The organism is Gordonia sp. UBA5067, from assembly GCF_002414845.1.
Lineage (GTDB): Bacteria > Actinomycetota > Actinomycetes > Mycobacteriales > Mycobacteriaceae > Gordonia > Gordonia defluvii.
Map to the genome: position 1 here is coordinate 1 of NZ_DIAX01000058.1, position 22,124 is coordinate 22,124.

Annotated in this window: 23 protein-coding genes; 14 read left to right on the forward strand and 9 right to left on the reverse strand. The window is 67.8% G+C overall.

The window, feature by feature from the left end; genetic code table 11:
* Window positions 1-1,920 (reverse strand): transglycosylase domain-containing protein (locus B4M62_RS09720; RefSeq protein WP_290707171.1); only part of this gene is annotated, 1,920 nt, incomplete at its 3' end.
* A 291-nt stretch (window positions 1,921-2,211) separates the two neighbouring features.
* On the opposite strand from B4M62_RS09720, the gene B4M62_RS09725 reads away from it, so the two are divergent.
* Window positions 2,212-2,529, forward strand: a complete 318-nt coding sequence (locus tag B4M62_RS09725; protein ID WP_290707109.1) for a WhiB family transcriptional regulator — start codon at window positions 2,212-2,214, stop codon at window positions 2,527-2,529.
* 16 nt (window positions 2,530-2,545) lie between these two features.
* Here B4M62_RS09725 and B4M62_RS09730 read toward each other — a convergent pair whose 3' ends face one another.
* Window positions 2,546-3,664, reverse strand: coding sequence for an ArsA family ATPase (locus B4M62_RS09730; protein ID WP_290707111.1), 1,119 nt, complete (start codon window positions 3,662-3,664; stop codon window positions 2,546-2,548).
* Window positions 3,664-4,752: an ArsA-related P-loop ATPase gene (locus tag B4M62_RS09735; protein ID WP_414651816.1), complete on the reverse strand. Its 1,089-nt coding sequence runs from the start codon at window positions 4,750-4,752 to the stop codon at window positions 3,664-3,666. Before B4M62_RS09735 ends, B4M62_RS09730 begins: the two co-directional genes overlap by 1 nt.
* Between B4M62_RS09735 and B4M62_RS09740 the strand changes: the two genes are divergently transcribed.
* Genes B4M62_RS09740 through B4M62_RS09750 form a run of 3 tightly spaced genes read left to right on the forward strand, consistent with a single transcriptional unit; the run spans window position 4,751 to window position 6,258 of the window.
* Complete coding sequence (locus tag B4M62_RS09740) at window positions 4,751-4,930, forward strand: DUF4177 domain-containing protein (RefSeq protein WP_290707115.1); 180 nt, start codon at window positions 4,751-4,753, stop codon at window positions 4,928-4,930. The genes B4M62_RS09735 and B4M62_RS09740 overlap by 2 nt on opposite strands.
* Before the next feature lie 3 nt (window positions 4,931-4,933).
* Window positions 4,934-5,413: a RidA family protein gene (locus B4M62_RS09745; protein WP_290707117.1), complete on the forward strand. Its 480-nt coding sequence runs from the start codon at window positions 4,934-4,936 to the stop codon at window positions 5,411-5,413.
* Complete coding sequence (locus tag B4M62_RS09750) at window positions 5,410-6,258, forward strand: MBL fold metallo-hydrolase (protein ID WP_290707119.1); 849 nt, start codon at window positions 5,410-5,412, stop codon at window positions 6,256-6,258. Before B4M62_RS09745 ends, B4M62_RS09750 begins: the two co-directional genes overlap by 4 nt.
* A gap of 19 nt (window positions 6,259-6,277) precedes the next feature.
* On the opposite strand, the gene B4M62_RS09755 is transcribed toward B4M62_RS09750, so the two are convergent.
* Together B4M62_RS09755 and B4M62_RS09760 are read right to left on the reverse strand one after the other, a co-directional pair.
* The gene (locus B4M62_RS09755) at window positions 6,278-6,952 is read right to left on the reverse strand and encodes a Crp/Fnr family transcriptional regulator (protein ID WP_290707121.1); all 675 of its coding nucleotides are present in this window, start codon (window positions 6,950-6,952) and stop codon (window positions 6,278-6,280) included.
* Window positions 6,953-7,079: 127 nt separating this feature from the next.
* Window positions 7,080-7,313 (reverse strand): hypothetical protein, encoded by a 234-nt coding sequence (locus B4M62_RS09760; protein ID WP_290707123.1) that lies wholly within the window; start codon window positions 7,311-7,313, stop codon window positions 7,080-7,082.
* Window positions 7,314-7,570: 257 nt separating this feature from the next.
* On the opposite strand from B4M62_RS09760, the gene nth reads away from it, so the two are divergent.
* The 4 genes from nth to B4M62_RS09780 are packed head-to-tail and all read left to right on the forward strand — an operon-like array spanning window position 7,571 to window position 11,139.
* Entirely contained in the window at window positions 7,571-8,359 is a 789-nt protein-coding gene (gene nth / locus B4M62_RS09765) for an endonuclease III (protein WP_290707173.1), read from the forward strand.
* Window positions 8,360-8,372: 13 nt separating this feature from the next.
* A complete protein-coding gene (locus B4M62_RS09770; RefSeq protein ID WP_290707125.1) occupies window positions 8,373-9,059 on the forward strand; it encodes a TlpA family protein disulfide reductase in 687 nt (228 codons plus the stop codon).
* Window positions 9,060-9,070: 11 nt separating this feature from the next.
* A complete protein-coding gene (locus tag B4M62_RS09775; RefSeq protein ID WP_290707175.1) occupies window positions 9,071-9,946 on the forward strand; it encodes an NUDIX hydrolase in 876 nt (291 codons plus the stop codon).
* Complete coding sequence (locus tag B4M62_RS09780) at window positions 9,943-11,139, forward strand: MarP family serine protease (RefSeq protein WP_290707127.1); 1,197 nt, start codon at window positions 9,943-9,945, stop codon at window positions 11,137-11,139. Before B4M62_RS09775 ends, B4M62_RS09780 begins: the two co-directional genes overlap by 4 nt.
* 9 nt (window positions 11,140-11,148) lie before the next feature.
* Here the strand turns inward: B4M62_RS09780 and B4M62_RS09785 are convergent, their stop codons facing one another.
* The 3 genes from B4M62_RS09785 to acs form a co-directional block, all read right to left on the reverse strand.
* Entirely contained in the window at window positions 11,149-12,096 is a 948-nt protein-coding gene (locus B4M62_RS09785) for an alpha/beta fold hydrolase (protein ID WP_290707129.1), read from the reverse strand.
* Between the two features lie 14 nt (window positions 12,097-12,110).
* Entirely contained in the window at window positions 12,111-12,632 is a 522-nt protein-coding gene (locus B4M62_RS09790; protein ID WP_290707131.1) for a phage holin family protein, read from the reverse strand.
* A 61-nt stretch (window positions 12,633-12,693) separates the two neighbouring features.
* Window positions 12,694-14,634: an acetate--CoA ligase gene (gene acs, locus B4M62_RS09795; RefSeq protein ID WP_290707133.1), complete on the reverse strand. Its 1,941-nt coding sequence runs from the start codon at window positions 14,632-14,634 to the stop codon at window positions 12,694-12,696.
* A gap of 162 nt (window positions 14,635-14,796) precedes the next feature.
* Here acs and B4M62_RS09800 point away from each other — a divergent pair, with 162 nt between their 5' ends.
* Entirely contained in the window at window positions 14,797-15,552 is a 756-nt protein-coding gene (locus B4M62_RS09800; RefSeq protein ID WP_290707135.1) for an oxidoreductase, read from the forward strand.
* 455 nt (window positions 15,553-16,007) lie between these two features.
* Here B4M62_RS09800 and B4M62_RS09805 read toward each other — a convergent pair whose 3' ends face one another.
* A complete protein-coding gene (locus B4M62_RS09805; protein WP_290707137.1) occupies window positions 16,008-16,847 on the reverse strand; it encodes an HAD family hydrolase in 840 nt (279 codons plus the stop codon).
* Window positions 16,848-17,291: 444 nt separating this feature from the next.
* On the opposite strand from B4M62_RS09805, the gene B4M62_RS09810 reads away from it, so the two are divergent.
* From B4M62_RS09810 to B4M62_RS09830, 5 genes are all read left to right on the forward strand, one after another.
* Complete coding sequence (locus B4M62_RS09810; protein ID WP_290707139.1) at window positions 17,292-18,266, forward strand: esterase/lipase family protein; 975 nt, start codon at window positions 17,292-17,294, stop codon at window positions 18,264-18,266.
* A 230-nt stretch (window positions 18,267-18,496) separates the two neighbouring features.
* Window positions 18,497-19,555: a septum site-determining protein Ssd gene (gene ssd, locus B4M62_RS09815; protein ID WP_290707141.1), complete on the forward strand. Its 1,059-nt coding sequence runs from the start codon at window positions 18,497-18,499 to the stop codon at window positions 19,553-19,555.
* Complete coding sequence (locus tag B4M62_RS09820; protein ID WP_290707143.1) at window positions 19,552-20,772, forward strand: TadA family conjugal transfer-associated ATPase; 1,221 nt, start codon at window positions 19,552-19,554, stop codon at window positions 20,770-20,772. The genes ssd and B4M62_RS09820 overlap by 4 nt, the downstream gene beginning before the upstream one ends.
* The gene (locus B4M62_RS09825) at window positions 20,769-21,560 is read left to right on the forward strand and encodes a type II secretion system F family protein (protein WP_290707145.1); all 792 of its coding nucleotides are present in this window, start codon (window positions 20,769-20,771) and stop codon (window positions 21,558-21,560) included. Before B4M62_RS09820 ends, B4M62_RS09825 begins: the two co-directional genes overlap by 4 nt.
* Window positions 21,557-22,123: a type II secretion system F family protein gene (locus tag B4M62_RS09830; protein ID WP_290707147.1), complete on the forward strand. Its 567-nt coding sequence runs from the start codon at window positions 21,557-21,559 to the stop codon at window positions 22,121-22,123. The genes B4M62_RS09825 and B4M62_RS09830 overlap by 4 nt, the downstream gene beginning before the upstream one ends.
* The last annotated feature ends 1 nt before the right edge of the window (window position 22,124 follow it).

A 22,124-nucleotide genomic window follows, 5' to 3' on the forward strand; every position in this document is an offset into this window, starting at 1 on the left:
CATCGGCAGGGTCCATCCCGAACCGCGGGCGGCCGCGGCCGCGGTACCGGCGCCGAGGTGGTCCTGGCTCATCGCGTTCGCCATGGCATTGGCCAGACCGCGGTCGACGACCTGTTCACACTTGGGAGTGGCAAACGGGACGACCGCCTGAGCGGGCTTCCCGTCGGGGCCGATGATCAGGTTGCCGTAACGGTCGCGCTTGAGCTTGGTGATCGACGCGATCGGGTTGGGTGGACACCAGACGCCGCCGGAGGCGAGGGTGGCGCCCACGTTGGACAGTTCGAGCGCGTTGACCGCGAACGGACCGAGGGTGAACGAGCCCAGATTTCCCTGCTTGACGTATGTCGCGATCGATTTGTCGCCGAAGCCCGACGATCCCGGCGTGGTGTAGCTGCGCAGGCCGAGCCGGACGGCCATGTCGACGGTCGGGGTGACCCCCACCCGCTGGAGCAGCTTGACGAAGGCGGTGTTCGGCGATTGCGCGAGCGCATTCGTCACCGTCATCTGCGCCGGATATTTGCCGTCGTTGCGCACGCAGTAGAAGTTCTCCGGGCAGCCGCTTACGCCGCCGCTATTGCCCATGCCGGCGAGCTGCACACTGCCCGGAACCGGGATTGTCGAACCGGTACCGACCACGCCCTTCTCGAGGGCGGCGGCGACGGTGAAGACCTTGAACACCGACCCGGCGCCATCGCCGACGAGTGAGAACGGTTGGGGCTGGACCGTCTCGCCGGCTTTGAGTCGCAGGCCGTAGTTGCGGGAAGAGCCCATTGCGAGGAGGTCGTGGCTCTTGCTGCCCGGTTTGATCACGCTGGAGACCTGTGCCACACCGTCGGCCTCCGGACTGGCGAAGGACTGCAGCGCGCGGACCGTCGACCGCTGAACGGCAGGGTCCAAGGTGGTGCGGATGAGGTAACCGCCGCGCAGAACGGTGTTGCGGGACATGCCGTTCTCGGCGAGGAACTTCAGCGCATAGTCGCACAGGAAGCCGTCGTTCTTGGCGGAGATGCAGCCCTGCTGTGCCACGCGCGGCTGCGGCAGGGTGCCCAGCGGAAGCTTCTTGGCGTCGTCGAGTTCCTGACGGCGGTCGGGGAAGTTGTCCTTCATCGTGTCGAGTACGAGGTTGCGCCGCGCCAGGGCGCCCTCGGGGTTGGTGTACGGGTTGAGCGCCGAGCTGGACTGCACCAGTCCGGCGAGCAGCGCGGCCTGTTCGACGCGCAGACTCTTGGCGGGCACGCCGAAGTAGGCCTGCGAGGCGGCCTCGATGCCGAAGGTGTTGTTGCCGAACGGAACGGTGTTGAGATAACGCGTGAGGATCTGTTTCTTGGCCTCTTGCTTGGCCTCCGCCGGCCCCAGTCCGTGCTCACGCCGGGCCTGGTCGGTCAGGGACTGTTCCAGGGTGAGGGCCATTCGAACCTCGCGGAGCTTGCGCGCCGGGGTCGTTTCGGTCGCGGCCTGCTTCTCCGCCTCGGTCCGGGAGAGCACGAACAGCTGGTAGTTCTTGATGTACTGCTGGTCCAGCGTTGACGCACCCTGCTGAACCTCGCCGCTGGACGAGTTCTTCAGCGCGGCACGAATCGTGCCCTTCCAGTCGACGCCGTCGTGGTCGAAGAAGCGCCGGTCCTCAATCGAGACGATCGCGCGGACCATTTCCGGCGAGATGTCGTTGAACCCGACCTGGTAGCGGTATTGGTCATACAGCAGGGCGATTGGCTGTCCCGTCACGTCGGTCATCGTCGTGACCTCGGGGACGGTTCCGCTGAGCAGCTCCGAGGAGACGTTCTCTACCGCGGCCGCGGCCCGGTTCGACGCTACGCCGACGGCCCCGGCGACGGGGAAGAGTAGGCCGGCCACCAGAATGCCGGAGAGAAAGACGGCACCGACAAGCTTGCCGAGCTTGCGCTTTGTCGCCGCGGACAGGCGGGTGGTGTTCTGAGGCACGAATCACAGGATACTGGGATTCGCTGAGAACCCGGTAGGCGCACGCCGTGACCGTCTCGTGATCAATGCCCGTACTGCCGCAAATGCCCTGAACAGGAGTGTTTGCACTAGTTAGCACGAATGTCCCAGTTTTTCCGGTCAGGTCTTGCTTTCTGGGCTTCCGGCTACATAGATTTGACCGCGGGTGTGATCCACACAACAACCCGAATCGGAAAGTGATTCAGGGAACGGTGTGGAGATTTTGGTCTACACGGCAGACAGGGGCTGGTAATGACTCCAACGACACTGACCACAGGGGAATCCGAGGCGCGACAGGTATGGGTGTCGCAAGCGAAGTGCCGGGCGGCGGATCCTGATCAGTTGTTCGTCCGTGGTGCGGCACAGCGCAAAGCGGCGACGATCTGCCGGCACTGCCCCGTCCAACTCGAATGTGGCGCCGATGCGCTCGACAACCGGGTGGAGTTCGGTGTCTGGGGCGGTATGACCGAGCGCCAGCGGCGCGCCCTGTTGCGCCAGCACCCCGAAGTCACCTCCTGGGCGATCTTCTTTGACGCGCAGCGCCGGCGCCAGCGCGCCGAGGTCGGCTAGCGCGATACCCGATCGCTCAGCCGCGTGCGGTGATCTGCTCCGCTACCGCGCGCAACGCCTTCGCGTCGGCAACCTCGAAAGGTAGCGACGGCACCCCGACCAGCGGCACAGTCGGGTGCACGGTGGTGAACCGGCCGAGCAAGTCCAGTTCTCGACGGCCGGTGGCGGCGCGCAAGGCATGCATCGCCAAGACGCCCCGCGTCAGGTCGTCGCCGACCTTGTCCAGCGTCGCGACGGCCGTGGCCTCCGAGATCGAGGTTAGGTTCGGATGTGTGCGGTTGACGATGAGGCCGGCCAAGGGCATCCGCTCGGTGGAGAGCCGGTCGACGAAGAAGGCCGCTTCGCGCAGGGCATCAGGTTCGGGTGCCGCGACCACGGCGAACTTCGTGCCCGGCTGGTTGAGTAATTCGTAGGTGCGTGCCGCGCGTTCCTGGAATCCGCCGAACATCGAGTCCAGCGACTGGACAAAGGTCGCGACGTCGCGCAGCGTATCCCCGCCGACAATGGTGGACACCCCGCGCATGGCCAGCCCCATCGCGCCAGTGACGACGCGGCCCACACCACGGCCCCCGCCGATCAGCATTTTACTCAGCCGGCCCGACAAGAACGAGCCGAGCCGCTGCGGTGCGTCCAGAAAGTCCAGCGCATTGCGCGACGGCGGGGTGTCCACGACGATCAAGTCCCAGCGGTCCTCCTCGAGGAGCTTGCCGAGCTTCTCCATCGCCATGTACTCCTGTGTCCCCGAAAACGATGAGGCCACAGTCTGGTAGAAGGAGTTCGCCATGATGATCTCGGCGCGTTCGGGTGTCGAATGCTCGATCACCATCTCGTCGAACGTCCGGCGCATGTCGAGCATCATCGCGTCGAGCGACCCGCCGCCGGCGACTTCGGTGCCGTCGTCGGCGGCTATCGGCACCGGCTGGGGTTCGTTGGTCAGGGAGTCGACGCCGAGTGACTGTGCGAGCCGTTTGGCCGGATCGATGGTCAAGACGGCGACCTTCCGGCCGTGCTCGGCGGCGTAGAGCGCCATCGCGGCTGCCGTGGTCGTCTTTCCCACGCCACCGGCACCGCAGCAGATGACCACCTTCGTCTTGGGCGACCGGAGAATCTCGCCCATCTTCAGGATCGCAGTCATCAGACCCCCGCCTTCCGCAGTACTTGCGCCAATTCGTACACGGAGGCCACGTCGTGCCCATCGAGGTTCGGAAGTTCTACGGTGGCCACCGGCGCCCCCTCCTTGTTCTCGACGGCGTCGAGTTGACCGGATGCGACCTGCTGCGCCTGGTAGCGGATCGCGTGCTCGATCGCCTCGGTGAGCAATCCGGCCAGTTCGTCCTGGTCGAGTTCGATGCCGGCATCGGCCAGGTTGGTCTTGATGCGCGCCGCGTCGATGGTGCCCTCGGCAATGGCGTCGATCTCTCCGTCGGGCAGCAGTTCCGGGACGACGCGGTTGACGAAGATGGCGCCGACCCGCAGGCCCTTGGCGAGTAACTCGTCGACGGCCTCGACCGTCTCCTGGATGGGCATCGCCTCTAACAGGGTGACGAGGTGGACCACCGTGTCGGGGGAGTGGAGCAGTTTGGTGACCCCATCACTCTGATTGCGAATCGGACCGGTCTTGGTCAAGTCGGCCATCGCCTGTGTGACATCGAGGAAGTTGCCGATCCGCCCGGTTGGCGGCGAGTCGACGACTACCGCGTCATACCGCTGGCGCCCGTCCTTGTCGGTGGCGATGATGCGTTCTTTGATCTTGCCGGTGAGGATGACGTCGCGCAGACCGGGGGCCACCGTCGTGACGAAGTCGATGGCGCCGATCCGCTTCATTGCTCGCCCGGCAAAACCGAGGTTGTAGAACATGTCGAGGTACTCGAGGAGGGCGAACTCGATGTCGATAGCGAGCCCGTGGACCTCGCCGCCCTCGACCGTGGCGATCAGATCGTCGGTTGGAGGTAGCGGCGGCCGGTCGAAGAGTTGCGCAATCCCCTGGCGGCCTTCGCATTCGACGAGCAGGACGCGCTTGCCCCCCTGGGCGAGGGCGAGCGCCAGCGCGCCGGCGACGGTCGTCTTCCCCGTCCCGCCCTTTCCTGAGATGAAATGGAGACGAGCCCGCTTGGCGGCAGTCGGCCAGGTGTGGGGCGATCCGCCGCTCACAGCACTGTCGGATTTGGTGACCACGAGGTAAAGCCTAGCGATGAGGCCGCGGCCGGATACGCTGGACTCCATGAGTGAGCAAACATCTGTTACCCGGCCGGCGTGGGAGTACGTGACCGTGCCGCTGTTGACCCATGCCACCAAGCAGATTCTCGACCAATGGGGTGCTGACGGGTGGGAACTCGTCAGCGTCCTGCCGGGGCCCACCGGTGAGCAGCACGTCGCCTACCTCAAACGGGCGAGGGCGTAGGCCGTGGCTGGCGCCACCTGGTCTTCGCGACTGGCCGAGCTCGGCTTGACGCTGCCGCCGGTCGTCCCGCCGCTGGCGGCTTACCAACCGGCGGTGCGTACCGGCGATCTTGTCTACACCGCCGGGCAGCTGCCGATGGTCGGCGGCGAACTGATGCTGCGCGGCAAGGTCTCCGAAGGCGCCGCGGGGCTCGTCGCGCCCGACGACGCGAAGGCCGCGGCGCGTGCGTGCGCACTCAATGCGCTGGCCGCGATCGATGCCCTCGTGGGCCTCGATTCGATTGTCCGCATCGTCAAGGTCGTGGGGTTTGTTGCCTCCGCCGATGGGTTCGCCGGTCAGCCCGGCGTCATCAACGGCGCCTCTGAGCTACTCGGCGAGATCTTCGGCGACGCGGGCAAGCACGCCCGATCGGCGGTGGGAGTCAATGAGTTGCCGCTCGGCGCGCCGGTGGAGGTAGAGCTGATCGTCGAGGTCGGTCGGTGAGTACCGTCGATTGCGCGGGTGACGCCACACCGCTCGAGCACCCGGCCTACGGCGAGCTGCGGGCGGTCACCCCGTTTGCGTCGGTACTCCTCTGCGACAACCCGGGAATGATGGAGCTCGACGGCACCAACACCTGGATCTTGCGGGCCCCCGGTCATCCCGATTGCGTCGTCGTCGACCCGGGGCCCCGCAAGTACAAGCAGCACGTCAAGAAGATCGTGGGCGCGGGAAACGTGGTGCTCACCTTGATCACCCACCGCCATCACGATCACATCGGGGCCATTGGTGCGCTACACAAGCGCACCGGGGCGCCGGTGCGTGCCAAGCGTCCGAGCCTCTGCCGCGATGCCGCGCCGCTGGTCGACCGCGAGGTCATTTCGGTGGCCGGGCTGCGGATCACCGTGCTGTCGACACCGGGGCACACGGGTGACTCGATGAGCTTTCTGGTCGAGTGCGACGGCCGGCGTGCGATGCTCACCGGCGACACGATCCTCGGCTCGGGAACCACTGTCCTCGACCCGCGCGATGGCGGGCTGCGCGACTATCTCAACTCGGTCAACCGGCTCATCGTGGAAGGCAGCGGCCCGATGGAGTCGGCAACGGTACTGTTGCCCGGGCACGGTCCCGACCACCCCGATCTGGTGCCGCTGGCCCGCTTCTACAAGCGGCACCGGGAGGAGCGGATCGATCAGATCCGCCTCGCCCTCGACGCCATGGGGGTCAAGCCGAGCAAGGCCAAGCCCATGAAGATTGTCCGTAGCGTGTATTCCGACGTCGACAAGAAGCTGTGGCCGGCGGCTCGGATGTCCGTGAAGGCCCAGCTGGAGTTTCTTCGCCAGGAGTGAAGCGGCCGACCGTCGCGCGCTAGCGCGCGCGACGCGCCAGCCGCTCGGAGTCGGCGATCAGTACACTCTTGCCTTCGAGGCGAAGCCAGCCGCGCTGAGCGAAGTCGGCCAGCGCCTTGTTCACCGTCTCGCGCGATGCGCCGACGAGCTGGGCGATCTCCTCCTGGGTCAGGTCATGTGTGACGCGGAGAGCGCCGTTCTCCTGCGTTCCGAAGCGCTGGGCGAGCTGGAGGAGCTGCTTGGCCACGCGACCCGGGACGTCGGTGAAAATCAGGTCCGCGAGGTTGTTGTTGGTGCGGCGCAGGCGACGGGCCAGCACCCGCAGCAGCTGCTCGGCGATCTCGGGACGGTCCTGGATCCACCCCTTGAGGGCATCACGGTCCATCGAGACGGCACGTACCTCGGTGACCGTCGTCGCCGACGAGGTTCGGGGGCCGGGGTCGAAGATGGAGAGCTCGCCGAACATGTCCGACGGGCCCATGATCGTCAGCAGGTTCTCGCGACCATCGGGTGAGCGACGGCCGAGCTTCACCTTGCCGGACTGGATGATGTACAGGCGGTCGCCCGGTTCGCCCTCGTGGAAGATCACGTGGCCGCGCGGGAACTCGACCGGGTGCAGTTGCTGGGACAGCGCAGCCACCGCACTGGGCTCGACACCCTGAAAAATGCCGGCCCGGGCCAGAACGTCGTCCACTTTGAACCTCTCTCATTGCCTCAAAGGACACCTGGGGTGGGCCGATGCCCGCCCTTCACCAAAGCACAAGGCTACTGGACAGGGGGTCAAAATTGTTGGATGGGTCACGTTTGACCCGGGGCGTCCGCTAGCTGGCGCGACGCGCGTTGTTCGGGGCGCTGGCCACGGTCGTCGGGAGGACGGTGACCTCCGCCACGGGGTCGGTCTCGGCGGCGGCAGGTCGGCCGACGCGCAGCAGCGAGTCCACCTGGTCGGGGCTGACCGCTCCAGATCCTCGCATCGCGATCTTGTCCAGGCTCTCCATCGACAGGGCGATGAGCATGAGAACCAGAGGAAACAGGATGGCCGCCAGTCCTTGCATGCGGACCAGTTAACAGGAGTTCGAACCGGTCATCCAGGAATCTTCGGCGTCTTCACACCATCGTTATCGACGGGCTCGGTGTACTGGGCTTTCGCGGCGCCGGGACCGGTGAATCGTCGACTGCGGGATTGGGCGGCGCCGGTGATCGGCGCATCGCCTAACCTGGATTGGTGAGCAAGGCACGCGATCCCGGGCGCCGGGAGCAGAGCGAGCGGGCCCAGTTGTCCGGGCGCCGGGAGCAGAGCGAGCGGGCCCAGTTGTCCGGGCGCCGGGAGCAGAGCGAGCGGGCCCAGTTGTCCGGGCGCCGGGAGCAGAGCGAGACACACCTGGCGCTGGTGCGTCGTGCCCGGCGGATCAACCGGAAGCTGGCCGTGGCGTTTCCGCACGTCTACTGCGAGCTGGACTTCACCAATCCGCTCGAGTTGTCGGTGGCGACGATTCTGTCGGCACAGTGCACCGATGTGCGGGTCAATCAGACGACTCCGGTGCTGTTCGCCCGTTACCGCACTGCTGCCGACTATGCCGGGGCGAATCGGGCCGAGCTCGAGGAGTTCATTCGGCCCACCGGCTTTTACCGAAACAAGACAGGCTCGCTCATCGGGCTCGGTCAGGCGCTTGTCGAGCGCTTCGACGGGGAGGTGCCGCACACGCTCAACGAGTTGGTGACCTTGCCCGGCTTCGGTCGCAAGACCGCAAACGTCGTGCTGGGCAATGCATTCGGCGTTCCTGGGTTGACCGTCGATACGCATTTCGGTCGGCTGGTGCGCCGGTGGGGGCTGACTGGGGAAACCGATCCGGTGAAGGTGGGGAAGGTCATCGGCGAGCTCATCCCCCGCCGGGAGTGGACGGACTATTCGCATCGCGTCATCTTTCACGGCCGCCGTGTCTGCCACGCGCGCAAACCGGCGTGCGGTGTCTGCATCGTCGCGCACGACTGCCCGTCGTATGGGTTGGGGCCGGTGGCGAAGGAAGCCGCGGCCAAGCTTGTCAAGGGACCCGAAACCGAGCATCTCCTCGCCCTGGCCGGGCTGAGCGGCCAGTCGTGACGGGGTGGCAGCGATGAGGGAGCCGACGCGCGAGACGCTGCGCTCCCCGGTGTTTCGCTGGACGATCGTGTTCGGCGTGCTCGTGGTGGCGATGGTGGTGGCGATCTGGCCACGCGGAGCCGTTCCGCCGAACAACCCGATTTCCGATCCGAGCGCCCTACCGCGACCGTTGCCGTCGTCGAAGGCCGATCCGGTCGAGATGGCCGCTGCTCGGGGGCGCGCTGCCCTGGCGGGCTGCCCGGCCTCCGACGGCGTCGTGGGGCCGCGGTCGGTGCTGGCCGGCGTCGTCGTTACCTGCCTCGCGGACGGTCAGCAGATCGACATCGGCACGGCAACCGCGGGCAAGCCGCTCATTGTCAACATCTGGGCGACGTGGTGCGGGCCGTGCCGCCGCGAACTGCCGGTATTCGGCGACTTCGCGAAGCGGGTCGGGGATCGCGCCACCGTACTCGCGGTCCACGACAGGCAGGGCGCCGACGCCTACCTGGCGCTGGCCCTGCTGACCGAGATCGATGTACACGTGCCAACCGTGCTGGACACGACCGGTGCGATGGCCCGGGCGCTCGGGGTCCGGCCGGTGCTGCCGTCGACGGTCTTCATCCGCGCCGATGGGACGGTGGCCGGCGCGCCGGTGCGCCTCTACGAGAGCGCCGACGACTTGGCCGCCGACGCTACGAAATATTTGGGGGTGAAGGCGTGAGTCGTGCCCCCATGCCGACCGGGCATCCGGTCGGCCCGCTCGTCGACACGGCGCTCATTCCGCCGTGGATGCGTTCGCTCACCGATGATGTCGAGCGGCTCACCGATATCGTGAACAGTCGCGGCGGTGATCGCGCCCGGCTGGCCCGGATGGTGGCGACAGCGCGCAACCGCCGCGCGGCCGCGGTGCTGGTGCTGCTCGCCGGCACGTTTGAGTCCGCGCCCGAGAACTCCGGCGGATTGCCCGACGATGCGGAGATCCTGCTACTGGAACGGGCCACCACACTGCGCCAGCACAGTGGTCAGGTTGCCTTTCCGGGCGGGGCGCACGACGAGGGGGAGCCCTTTCCGGTGCACACCGCGCTGCGTGAGGCACAGGAGGAGACCGGCCTCGAACCCGACGGGGTGCGCGTGCTGGCCAACCTCCCGTCGTTCTCCACTCTGCCCAGCCCATTCGAAGTGGTGCCGGTACTCGGGTATTGGGAGCGGCCGACCCCGGTGCGGGCGGTGGACGCAGGTGAGACGGCGCGGGTCGCCCGGATCCGCGTGGGTGACCTGCTCGAACCGGCCAACCGCTTCCAGGTGCGACGCGATTTCTTGGGTGGGCGGGTGTACCAAGGTCCGGCGTTTATGGTCGACGGACTCCTGGTGTGGGGATTCACCGGTGGACTGTTTGCCGCGATCAGCCACGCCTGCGGCTGGGACGTGCCCTGGGATACCGATGATGTGCGGCCGCTCGACGAGGCGATCGCGGCGGCGAAGTCCTCCCAAGACCACGGCCTTCCGCTCGATCTGCCGTTTCCCCCTGACGCGAATGATTTCGACCCGAATGGTTTTGATTCCGCAGGGAAGGACGGCGGCGACGCCGGCTGGGGCGACCGACGGTGACTGCCGGCCTGCTGATCGACGTGGCGCTGGTGATCCTGGTCGTGATCGCGGGGATCTCCGGCTACCGGCAGGGCGCGCTGGCGTCCGCGATGTCGCTCGTGGGGCTGGTGATCGGGGCGGTTGCGGGCATCCTGGTCGCACCGCGGGTGATCTCGGGCATCAGTGCTACGCAGACCCGGTTGATTGTGGGGATCGCGGTGCTGGTCGCCCTGGTGGTGGTCGGCGAGATCGCTGGGATGGTGGTGGGCCGGACGCTGCGCGAAAGGGTTCGGTCAACACCGGGACGCACGCTCGACAGCGTGGTCGGCCTGGCGCTGCAGGCGCTGGCCGTGGTCGCCGCAGCCTGGTTGTTGGCGACACCGATCCGCGACTCGTCGCTGTCGGCGGCCGCCAGCGCCGTCGACGAGTCGCGTGTGCTGACCGCGGTCGGCAATGCCGCGCCGTCGTGGCTGCGCGGCGTACCCGACCGGTTCCGGTCCTTGCTCAACGAGTCGGGGCTTCCCGATGCCATCGGACCGTACGGGCGCGCCACGATCAACCCGGTCGATCCACCCAATCAGCAATTGTCCCGGGTTCCCGCCGTTTCGCAGGCACGCGCCTCGGTGGTGAAGATCCGGGGGGAGGCCCCCGCGTGCCAGCGGGCGCTGGAGGGCAGCGGATTCGTCTTCGCCCCCGAGCGGGTGATGACCAACGCGCATGTCGTGGCCGGTACAAACCGGGTGACGGTGCACGTGGGATCGGCCGCCCTCCCTGCGCGGGTCGTATTGTTCGACCCGCGCGGGGACGTGGCCGTCCTCGCCGTCCCCGGGCTGGCCGACCGCCCGTTGCGCTTCGCCGAGCGGACGCTGTCGACCGGAGCCGACGCCATTGCGCTGGGCTATCCCGAGGACGGCCCGTTTCTAGCGACGCCGCTTCGGGTGCGTGGCCGGGTGAATCTGACCTCGCCTGATATCTACGGCGTCAATCCGGGCCGGCGAGAGGCATACACGCTGCGTGGAGACATTCGGCCCGGTAACTCGGGCGGGCCGATGATCACCGCGGAGGGCGAGGTCGCCGGAATGGTCTTTGGTGCCAGCGACAAACCTCGGGACGAGACCGGGTTCGCCCTCACTGCGGCGGAACTGCGTGATCATGTGGCGCGCAGCAGTGAGGCAGAGACCAGTGTGCCGACCGGTACGTGTATCGCCGGGTGACCGGGGGCGTCAGGTCAGCGGGTCATCGGCGCGCAGCCAGTCGAGTAGCAGGCGGGTCGTCTGCTCGGGTTGCTCCTCGTGGACGAAGTGTCCCGCCCCGGGAATCTGCCAGTAGTCGAATCGGGGGGCCCACGCCCGGCTGGCCGCCACTGTGGGATCGGTGATGTAGGTGTCGTTCCGCCCGCGGAGGGCAAGGACCCGCACCCCGACCGGTTTGTCCATCAGGTCCATAAAGCGGGCGCCATCGGCCCGGAACTGGGAGCGGTAGGCCCATCGCTGGTATTCCAGCGAGCAGTGTGCGACGCCGGGGATCTGCACCGCCTGCCGGTTGAGGGTAAGTGCGGCGTCGAAGTCCCGCGACTCCTGCCAGCGTTGTCCGGCACGGCTGCGGAAGTACTCGACCAGGTAGGCGCCGTCGTTGCGGGTGAGTTGCCGTTCCCCGAAGCGCGGCAGCTGCTTGTAGAGGAAGCCGCCGAGGAAGGCGTCGCGCTGGCGGCGATCACGCAATACGGCCCGGCGCAACGCCCGCGGATGTGGTGACGCGAGCACGGCGATCTGCGCCACGACGCGAGGATGCAGTGCGGCAGTGGCCCAACAGACCAGTCCGCCGTCGGCGTGGCCGATCAGCGTCGCGCGGGAATGGCCCAGCGAGCGGATCAGCCCATGGGTGTCGCCGGCCAGCGTCCAACCGTCATAGCCGCGGGGCGGCTTGTCTGTGTCGCCGTAGCCCCGCAGGTCGACCGCCACCGCGCGGTAACCCGCCGCGGTCAGCGAGGCGAGCTGGTGGCGCCAACTCCACCAGAACTCACCGAACCCGTGCAGCATCAACGCCAGCGGCCGGTCGGCGGGCACACTCGGGTCGGCTTCGACCGCGTGAAACCGGAGACCGTTAGCGCGAACGTCGAAATGGTGCCATGGGCCCTCCAGTCGGACGACGGAGGGATCGGGAGGAGCCACGGGTGTACCGGCCCCTAGCGGCCGTAGACCGGCGGCAACTGCGGGTGACCGGTGACGCCGTCCAGGTGCGGCTGGCCGGGCAGTACATCCTTCAACGAGGTGACCGATTCGATTGTCTTGCTGGGGGCGCGCATCCGGGTGAACACCAGGTAGCCGAGGAACGCGGCCGCCAGCGTGACAATCAGCAGGAGCAGGAACACGATACCGAACGCGGCCCAGGCCGGGAGCCAGATCATCAGCAGGGCACCGAGGAAGATGAAGAAGAACAGGCTCGTGTAGAGCAGCATGACGCCGGCCGCGGCCAACAGGCCGGTTCCGGCCCCGGCTTTCTTCGCTTCCCGGGTGAGCTCGGACTTCGCCAGCGCCACCTCCCCCCGAACGAGGGTCGATACCTGCGCGGTGGCTTCCTTGACCAGGTTGCCGATCGTCGGCTCGCCATTGGGACCGTTGTTGGCGTCCGTGAGCGGGATCGCCGGGACCGGGCCGGTCCTGGGAGCCGATGGCGCCACGCCGGCGCGCTGACTTCTGCGGATCACGTCGTCCTCCGATAGTGGGTGCCAGGGCTATGTTGCCATGCGGGGCTCCATGCCGGGACACCTACCGTCGGCGGCTGCGGATGTTCTCGAAGACGGTCGGGTCGACCAGCGTCGAGGTGTCGCCGAGTTCTCGGCCCTCGGCGACATCCTTGAGTAGGCGCCGCATGATCTTCCCCGACCGGGTCTTCGGCAACTCCGGCACGACGTTGACCTCACGGGGTTTGGCGATCGGGGAGATCTCTACCGCGACATGGTTGCGTAGATCCTGTTCGAATGAATCCGGAATCGACGTGATCCCTTCGCGCAGGATCACGAACGCGACAATTCCCTGGCCGGTGGTCTCGTCGGAGGCGCCGATCACGGCTGCCTCGGCCACATCGGGATGGGTCACCAGGGCCGACTCCACCTCCGATGTCGAGATTCGGTGGCCGGACACGTTCATCACGTCGTCCACGCGGCCGAGGACCCACAGTGCACCGTCCTCGTCGTACCGGGCCCCGTCTCCGGCGAAGTACCAGCCCTGCTCGGCGAAGCGCGACCAGTAGGTGTCGCGGTAGCGGTCGTCGTCGCCCCAGACGCCCATCAGCATCGACGGCCACGGCTCGTCGACGACGAGGTAGCCCTGTTCACCACGCGGCACGTCGTGGCCGTTGTCGTCGACGATGCGCACACTGATCCCGGGCATCGGTGCCATCGCGGCCCCCGGCTTGGTAGCGGTGACACCGGGCAGCGGGGAGATCATGCACGACCCCGTCTCGGTCTGCCACCACGTGTCAACGATCGGACACCGGTTGCCGCCGATCGCGTCGCGGTACCAGCGCCACGCCTCCGGGTTGATCGGCTCGCCGACGCTCCCGAGGAGGCGCAGCGACGACAGGTCGTGGGCGTCGGGGATGGCGCGGCCCCACTTCATAAAGGTGCGGATCAGCGTCGGCGCCATGTAATAGAGGGTGACACCGTACTTTTCGATGATCTGGAAGTGCCGGTGCTCGTTGGGGGTGTTGGGCGTCCCCTCGTAGAGGATCTCGGTGGCGCCGTTGGAGAGCGGGCCGTACACGATGTAGGTGTGGCCGGTCACCCAGCCGATGTCGGCGCCGCACCAGAAGACGTCTCGCCCCTCTTTGTGGTCGAACACGTTGTGGAAGGTCGAACTCGTCTGGGTGAGGTAGCCGCCCGAACCGTGCACGATTCCCTTGGGCTTGCCGGTGGTGCCCGAGGTGTAGAGCAGGAACAGCGGATGGTCGGAGTCGAAGGCCTCGGCCTCGTGCTCGGGGGACGCCTCGCCGACGGTGTCGTCCCACCACACGTCGCGGCCCGCAACCCAATTGAGGCTCGGATCGTGATTGGTGCGCTTGACCACGACGACGTGGGCGACCGACGCCGCGGCGTCGGCACCGGTGCCGAGCGCCTCGTCGACGGCGCTCTTGAGTGGCGCGGGCTCGCCCCGGCGGTACTGGCCGTCGGTGGTGACGACGAGTTTGGCCTCCGCATCGTCAATACGTGAGCGCAGTGCGGCGGACGAGAAGCCGGCGAAGACCACCGAGTGGGTGGCGCCCAGTCGTGCGCACGCGAGCATCGTGATGATCGCCTCGGGGACCATCGGCATGTAGATGGCAACCCGGTCACCGGCGCGGACGCCGAGGTTGGTGAAGGCGTTGGCCGCTTTGCAGACCTCGTCTTTCAGCTGCGCGTAGGTGATGTCGCGGGAATCTCCGGGCTCGCCGACCCAGTGCAGCGCGATGCGGTCACCCTTGCCGGCGTCGACGTGACGGTCCACGCAGTTGACGGCGACGTTGAGCTTGCCGCCGGGGAACCACTTGGCGAAGGGGGCGTTCGACCAGTCGAGGACGTCGGTGAATTCGGTTTCCCAATCTAGGCGGCGGGCCTGCTCGGCCCACCAGGCGAGCCGATCGGCGTCGGCGCGGCCGTAGATTTCCGGGCCGACGTTGGCCTGCGCGACGAACTCCGGCGACGGCAGGTAGACGACGGATGATTCGGTCATGGCGCTTGCCTTTCGGTCATGGGTGTCCGGGCGCTCATTTGCGCTCCACTGTGAGGGTAGTCACCAGTGACCGCCGGCGTGGATCGGGCCGGCAAAATTGCCTGGTAATCAATCTGGTCCGGGAATTCGGTGGCGGGCGATCGCGGAACTACGCTGACGGGCATGTCCACGCACCCCCTGGCCCCGTTGGTCGAGCTCCCCGGGGTCGTTGACGCGGCCGAGCGGGCGGGTGATGCGGTCGCTGCGGTGCACCGTCACCGCGCCAACCTGCGCGGGTGGCCGTCGACGGCCATGGAGGCTTCCTGGCGGGGTGGCCGCGCATCGGCCGCGATCGACGGTGGCAGTGTCGAGTTGCGACGCGACGGCGACTACGACGACCCCGTGCTCGCCGGTGCGATGCGTGTTGCACAGGCGCTCGACGGGGATTCGCTCGAGCAACTCGTCGGGGTGTATCGGCGGGCCCCAGCGCAGGCACTCGCCCGCCTGCATGTGCTCGCCGCAGCCGACTTGGTCGGCGATCCCGACGAACTCGGCCGTCCGCGCCCGGGGGCCGAGGTGAGCGCGCGGCTCGACATGTTGGGCCAGGTCATCACGGCGCGCCCGGCGGTCCCTGCGGCGGTGGTGGCCGCGGTGGTGCACGGTGAGCTTCTGGCCCTGTCGCCGTTTGGCCAGGCAAACGGGATTGTGGCTCGTGGCGCATCCCGGTTGGCGTGTGTTGCAACGGGTTTGGATCCGCACAATCTTGGGGTTCCCGAGGTCGCCTGGTTGAGGCGCGCCGCTGACTACCGCCGAGCGGTGGCCCGGTTCGGGGAGGGGACGCCCGCCGGTGTGGGCGAGTGGATCCTGCTCTGCTGCTCGGCGTTTGAGGCCGGGGCCGCTGAGGCGGCGTCGATTGCCGACGCGGCGAGCCCACGATGATCGGCGTCATTCTGACGCGGCCGGGGAGAATTGTCGGCGCGCTCTGCTCGTTGACGCTCTGCTCGGTGACGCGCTGCGGGCGGTGACCTGACGGTCACCGCCCGCATAGCACGGGCTCAAGTTACCAAGCGTGCTTGGTGGGTTGTGGAATCACCTCGGCGAATGTGTTCGTCCATCGACCTTGCGGTCGACTGTTCGCAGGTGCACAACGCTTCTGCCTCTGTAGCGGCGCGCTCCGCGTGGGTGCTTGCCGCCCGTGCTGGGAATTCCGGCTTGGGAGTTCAACCCTTCTCTTCCGGGTCGAACTTGGCCGTTCCGGACTTCCTTACCCACAGTTCTACACCGTGACCCACATCACATCAAGGGGGTGGCGATGACAGATTTCTGAGCCTAAATCTGTTCGCGCCGCCAGTGGGAACCGGGTGGCCCGACGGCTTAGATACTTGTCGCCGTCATCACGCGGGGGAGAACCGTTTGCGTAGCCAGCCGTAGTAGAAGGCAGCCCCGATCGCGGCGACGCCCGCTCCTGCGGCGGCCGACATGGCGACGGTCCGCGGGGACGGGGTCAGCCGGTCGGACAAGCCGACGGGTCGGTCGAAGGACAGAATCGGCCATCCCCGACGGGTCGCCTGTTTGCGTAGGGCGCGGTCCGGGTTCACCGCGGTGGGATGTCCCACGGCCGAGAGCATGGGAAGATCGGTGATGGAATCGGAGTAGGCAAAGCACTCAGCCAGGTCGTAGCCCTTCGCCTGCGCGAGACGCTGAATCGCATCGGCCTTGGCCTCGCCGTAGCAGTAGAACTCCAGCTCGCCGGAGTACTTGCCATCGATGACCGACATCCGGCTCGCCGCGACGGCGTCGACGCCGAGTAGTCGACCGATGGGCTCGACCATCTCCAGGCCAGAGGCGGAGATGAGGATGACGTCATGGCCCCGCATTTGATGGTTGGTGATGAGCTCGGTGGCCTCGGCGAAGACTAGGGGTTCGACGATGTCGTGGAGGGTCTCGTTGACGATGGTGTTGATTTGGTCAACGGGCCATCCGCGGCACATGTCGGTGACATGGGCGCGCAGCTTCTCGACCTGCTCCTCGTCGGCGCCGCTCAGGGTGAACAACAACTGGGCATAGGCCGACTTGATGACCGAGCGACGGTTGATGAGGCCGCCCGAATAGAACGGCCGGGTGAAGGCCAGCGCGCTCGAGCGGGCGATCACCGTCTTGTCCAAGTCGAAAAACGCGGCGACGCTGCGGGGTGTGGTGCGTCGGATTCCGGCGGTCTTACCAGCGGAGGTCACGTCGTTGAGCGTACGGCCAAGTTGGCCCCTTCGGCGGGTTGCTCGCTAAATGCCCTGGTCAGAGCGGTGAATAGTTGTTATTGCAAACGTCGACCACACGCGCGTATAGTGTGAATCACCCGGTGCAAACCGGGTCCTTTCAGCCCGACCCCCCGGGGCTGAAACGTGATGACCCCGGCCTTCTCCCCCCATTGGCCGGGGTCGTCCTCTATCTGCGGTCAGGTTCGGACTACGGTCCGGTTGAATCGTCGTTCGGCGAATCCGATTCTGCGTGTGCTCTCGAGCCCACGACTACTTAGACGCACCCGGTGGCCGATCGGTTCCATCAGAGTTTCAGATTCACCCTCGCGGCTTTCGGGTGCGATTTGCAGAACCTCCCTCAGCCGACGTGCCCGGGCAGTAGATTCTCGCTTTGACGTGGCAGTTCGCAACCAAGGGGAGAGCATGACTCGAAGTACTCGTCGACGTGGAGTGGGTTTCCTGCGATCGGGGGTGCTGGCCGCACTGGCCGCACTGGCCCTCGCGGTGGCCGCCGCACCGACCGCGGACGCCGCCCCGCGCTACCCGGAGGACTTCAACTTCTTCTCCGGTATCCCCTATGAGTTGACCAACCACGGCGGATCATTGCCCGGCACGAACAACCCGAACTGCAAGCCTTCGCCGGAACACCCCCGACCGGTCGTGCTGCTGCATGGCACCGGCGGCGGGCAGCAGACCAACTGGGGCGCCTACGGTGGAATGCTCGCGAACCGGGGGTACTGCGTCTACGCGCTGACATACGGCGCGCTACCCCTGCCGTGGCCGTTCACCGCCGTCGGCGGAATGGGGCCGATCGAGGACTCCGCGCGGCAGTTGAAGGTGTTCATCGATGCAGTGCTCACGCGCACCGGCGCCGCCACTGTCGACATCGTCGGCCATTCGCAGGGCACCATCATGCCGACGTATTACATGAAGTTCCTCGGCGGTGCCTCCAAAGTGACCAGGTATGTCTCGCTGGCGCCGCTGTGGCAGGGGACGATGGGCTCCCTCATGGCCCCGGTCTCGAAGTTCATGAGCGCTTTGGGCGTGCAGGACCGCTGGCTGCCGATCTGCCAGGCGTGCAGTCAGATCCTTACCGGTGCGCCATTTATCGACAAGATCTGGCAGGGCGGTTCGCCGTACATCAAAGGCATCGACTACACCAACATCTCCACGCGATTCGACGAGTTGATCCTGCCGTACACCAGTGGGCAGGTACCCGCGCAGCGGCCGGGCGAGAAGGTGCGCAACATCGTCGTGCAAGACACGTGTGCGCAGGACTTCAGCGACCATGCGGCGATCGCCGGTTCGCGCCGCGCCGCCTACATGGTGCTCAATGCGCTCGACCCGCAGCACCCGGTGACAGTGCCCTGCATGCTCGTGCCGCCGTTCACCGGCTGAGGAGCCCGGCCGGTGGGGCAATGGCGCGCGTCGTGTGGCGCGTCACCGATGGCGGTGTGTCACCCCGGTACGTCGAAGTGACCGGCCCAGCTCGATCTTTACGACCGGTCGTGTTCGTCGCACGGTAGACGTGGGTCGGTGTTGTCCACAGATTCTCGGCGTCCACATCCGGGGGCGGATCGCGATGCCCGCGCGGAGATCTCGACGGCCCTGAGGGCGACACTCGCCGTATGGCCGAATTGACGATGTACGTCGGGACCGAGCTCGCCGAAGAGGTGTGGCGCTGTGCTGCAGCGGCCGGCTATACCGTTGTGCCGGCCGACCCGGTCGATGATTCCGGGTATTGGCCGGGGGCCGACGTGGTCGTCGTGGACGCCGCCGCGGTGAACGTGCTCATCGAGTCCCCGGTGGCACGTCGGCACGCGGTCCTCCTCGTCTGCCCGGCGGATGCTCCTCCCCGGGTATGGCAAGATGCACTCGCGATCGGGGTGACCGACGGATTCGAGTTGCCCGCCGACGAGGAGCGGCTGGTCGCCGCGCTGACCGATCTGCGGGCCCCGAAACAGTCCGGCGGCAGGGTTCTCGCGGTGTTGGGCGGACACGGCGGCGCAGGTGCCACCACGTTGGCGGCGGCAACCGGATTGGCTGCGGCGCAGTCAGATTCGCGTCGACGAGTCCTGCTGATCGGTCCAGATGAGACGGGCGCCGGGATTGACCTGATGCTCGGGATCGAAGACGTCGACGGACCCCGGACAGCCGATCTGAGCGCGGTCGGCGGGCGCCTGAGCCATGACGCCCTGCACGAGGCATTGCCGCATGTCGATCGACGGCTGTCGGTTCTCGCGGCCGAGCCACGAACGGGTCGGGCAGGGGGGCACGCGGAGTCGGTGGTTGCCGCCGTTGACGCCGGACGGGCGGGCGGCGACGTCGTGGTCGTCGATGTTCCCCGAACCCAACCGGCACTGCGACGCGAACTGCTCCACCGCGCCGATCTCATCGTGCTGCTCAGCCGGGCGCTGCTGCCCGCCATTGCGGCGACCCGGGCCGCACACCGAGACATCGGTGAGAGTCGCGGTCAAGCCGAGTTGGTGCTGCGCGGTCCGGCGCCGTCCGGAGTCCCCGTCGACGAAATGGCGTGGGCGGCGGGATTGCCACTCCTCGGCTACTACCGGAGTGATCCGTCGCTGCCGTCTCGGATGGAGAGCGGCGCGCTGCGGCCATCGCCGCGCAGCCCACTGGGCGTGGTCGCCGGGCGGTTGTGCCGGCGCCTCGACGAGGCGGCGTCGTGAGCGCGCCGCCGCGCCGGGTCTCGACCGCGGGCAGCGTGCCCGCCATCGACCCGGCTCTCGTCGATCGCGTGCGCGAGCGGTTGGCGGCCCGAGGCGATGGCGGACCGGGGGTGCCGACGGTGCAGTCGCTAGCCGCGGCGATCCGTGCGGAGTCACCCGGTGTAATCGGTGACACCGACCTGTTGGCGGCACTGCGTTACCTGCAGACCGAGTTCGTCGGCGCCGGACCCCTCGAGCAACTGCTGGCCGATCCGAATACCACGGATATCCTCGTCGTGGGGCCTGATGCGGTGTGGGTGGACCGCGGCACCGGGCTGCAGCGGACCTCGGTCGGCTTCGAGGACGAGGCGGCGTTGCGTCGATTGGCCGCGCGGCTTGCGCTCGGTGCGGGCCGTCGGCTCGATGATGCCCAGCCGTGGGTCGATGGCCAGCTCTGCGACATCGGGCGCCACGGTGCGATGGTTCGGCTGCACGCGATCATCCCGCCGGTTGCGGCTGACGGCACCTGCCTCTCGCTGCGGGTGCTCCGCCCGGCGCGCCAGGACTTCGCATCACTCGTTGACTGTGGTGCGCTGCCCGCGCCGGTTCGCGATCTGGTCGTCGAGATCGTCGGGAAGCGATTGGCCTTCCTCATCGCCGGCGGGACCGGGGCGGGGAAGACGACGCTGCTCAACGGTCTGCTCGGAATTGTGGACCCGGCCGAGCGGATCGTGTGCGTCGAGGATGCACCCGAACTGCGTCCCCAGCACCCGCACACGGTTCGGCTGGTGGCCCGCGCGGCGAATACCGAGGGGGCGGGCGAGGTCCCGCTGCGGGCCCTGGTTCGTCAGGCGTTGCGGATGCGGCCGGACCGGATCGTGGTCGGGGAAGTGCGGGGGGCCGAGGTCGTGGACCTGCTCGCGGCCCTCAACACCGGACACGACGGGTGCGCCGGAACCGTGCACGCGAACTCTGCGGCCGAGGTCCCGGCGCGGATGGAGGCACTCGCCGCGCTCGGCGGACTGAACCGGGCGGCGTTGCACAGCCAGTTGGCGGCAGCGATCCAGGTGGTTTTCGTCGTCGGCCGCGACCGCGATGGGGCGCGAGGTCTCACACAGATCGGGCTGGTATCCCGCGGCGATTCGCCGCTGGTGGAGATCGTGCCGGTCTGGCGGCGGACCACCGGGTTTGCCCCGTCCTTGACGCGGCTGCGGGCCCTGCTGGCGGAGCGGTCATGAGCATGCTCGGGCTACTCTGCGCGGCGCTGGCGGCACTGATCGGCGGGCGTCCTCGCGACCATTTTCGCTGGCGCGCGCTATTAGCGGCGCCGACGACGACCGGCGCGGGTGATCGCCGACGGTGGGCGGCACCGATGGTGGTGGCGACGGTGGGCGCGTCAGCGCTGACCGGGGCGGTGGGACTGGTCGTGGCGGCGGCGGTGGCCGGCGCGACCGGGTGGTGGCTGATGGGTCGTGGGGTCCGTGGACGGTCCGAGATGGCACGCGGCGAGGCACTCGTGCGAGCGATGTCGATCGTCACTGCGGAACTCTCCGTCGGAGCACCCATCGCACAGGCGTGTGCCTGTGCCGGGGCAGAGATCCTCGCCGACGATCCGTCGTCGGCGGTGGGACGTGATCTCGCTATTCTGGCCGCCCGCGTCCACCTCGGTGGGGGCATCGAGACGACGCGCGCCGGGACCGCCCGGCCGATCGCGGCCCTGTGGTCGACATCCGCTCGATTCGGATTGCCGCTGGGTGACCTATTGGCTGCAAGCCGGGCAGACCTCGTGGCGCGCCACCGGTTCGCCGCGCATACGAAGGCGGGGTTAGCGGGCCCGCGGGCGACTGCTCGTGTACTGGCGGTTCTGCCGGTGTTCGGGTTGTTGCTCGGCCAGGCAATCGGGGCGGATCCGGTGCGCGTCCTCCTGGACCGCGGACCCGGGTCGGTACTACTGGTGGTGGGGACCGTCCTGGCGGCGGCCGGCGTGGCGTGGTCCGAGTACATCGTCGACCGGGTGTTGTCGTGAGTGTGGCGTTGGCGCTACTCGCGGGCTCGCTGCTTGCATTGCCGCCGGCCGTCTGGTCATTGCGGCGGTTTCGGGACCCACGACCGGCGCCGATTGCCGAGGTGCCCGGCGACGCCGGTCCGTTCGCCGAAGCCGCCGCCTACGATCTGCTGGCCGTCTGCCTTCGGAGCGGCTTGTCGGCCGCCGCCGCGGCATCGGCGGTGGCCGTCTCGACGCACGGCCCGCTGGCTTCGACGCTGGGCCGGGTAGCGGACCTGGTCGCACTGGGAACCGACGCCGCCACGGCGTGGCAACGCGAGGCCGGGGACCGTGCCGGGTTCACCGAGCTGGCCGCTCTGGTACGGCGCACCTCGACGTCAGGTGCGGCGTTCGCCGACGGACTGGCCGAGCTCGCGCAGCGTCGCCGCGATGACGCGCAGGACGCGGCGCTGGCAGCGGCAGAGCGGGCGGGGGTGCGGATCAGTGCGCCACTCGGGCTCTGCTTTCTGCCGGCGTTCGTGTGCCTGGGGATTGTTCCGGTCGTTCTCGGACTGGCGTCGTCGGTTTGGGGGACGGCGTTCTGAG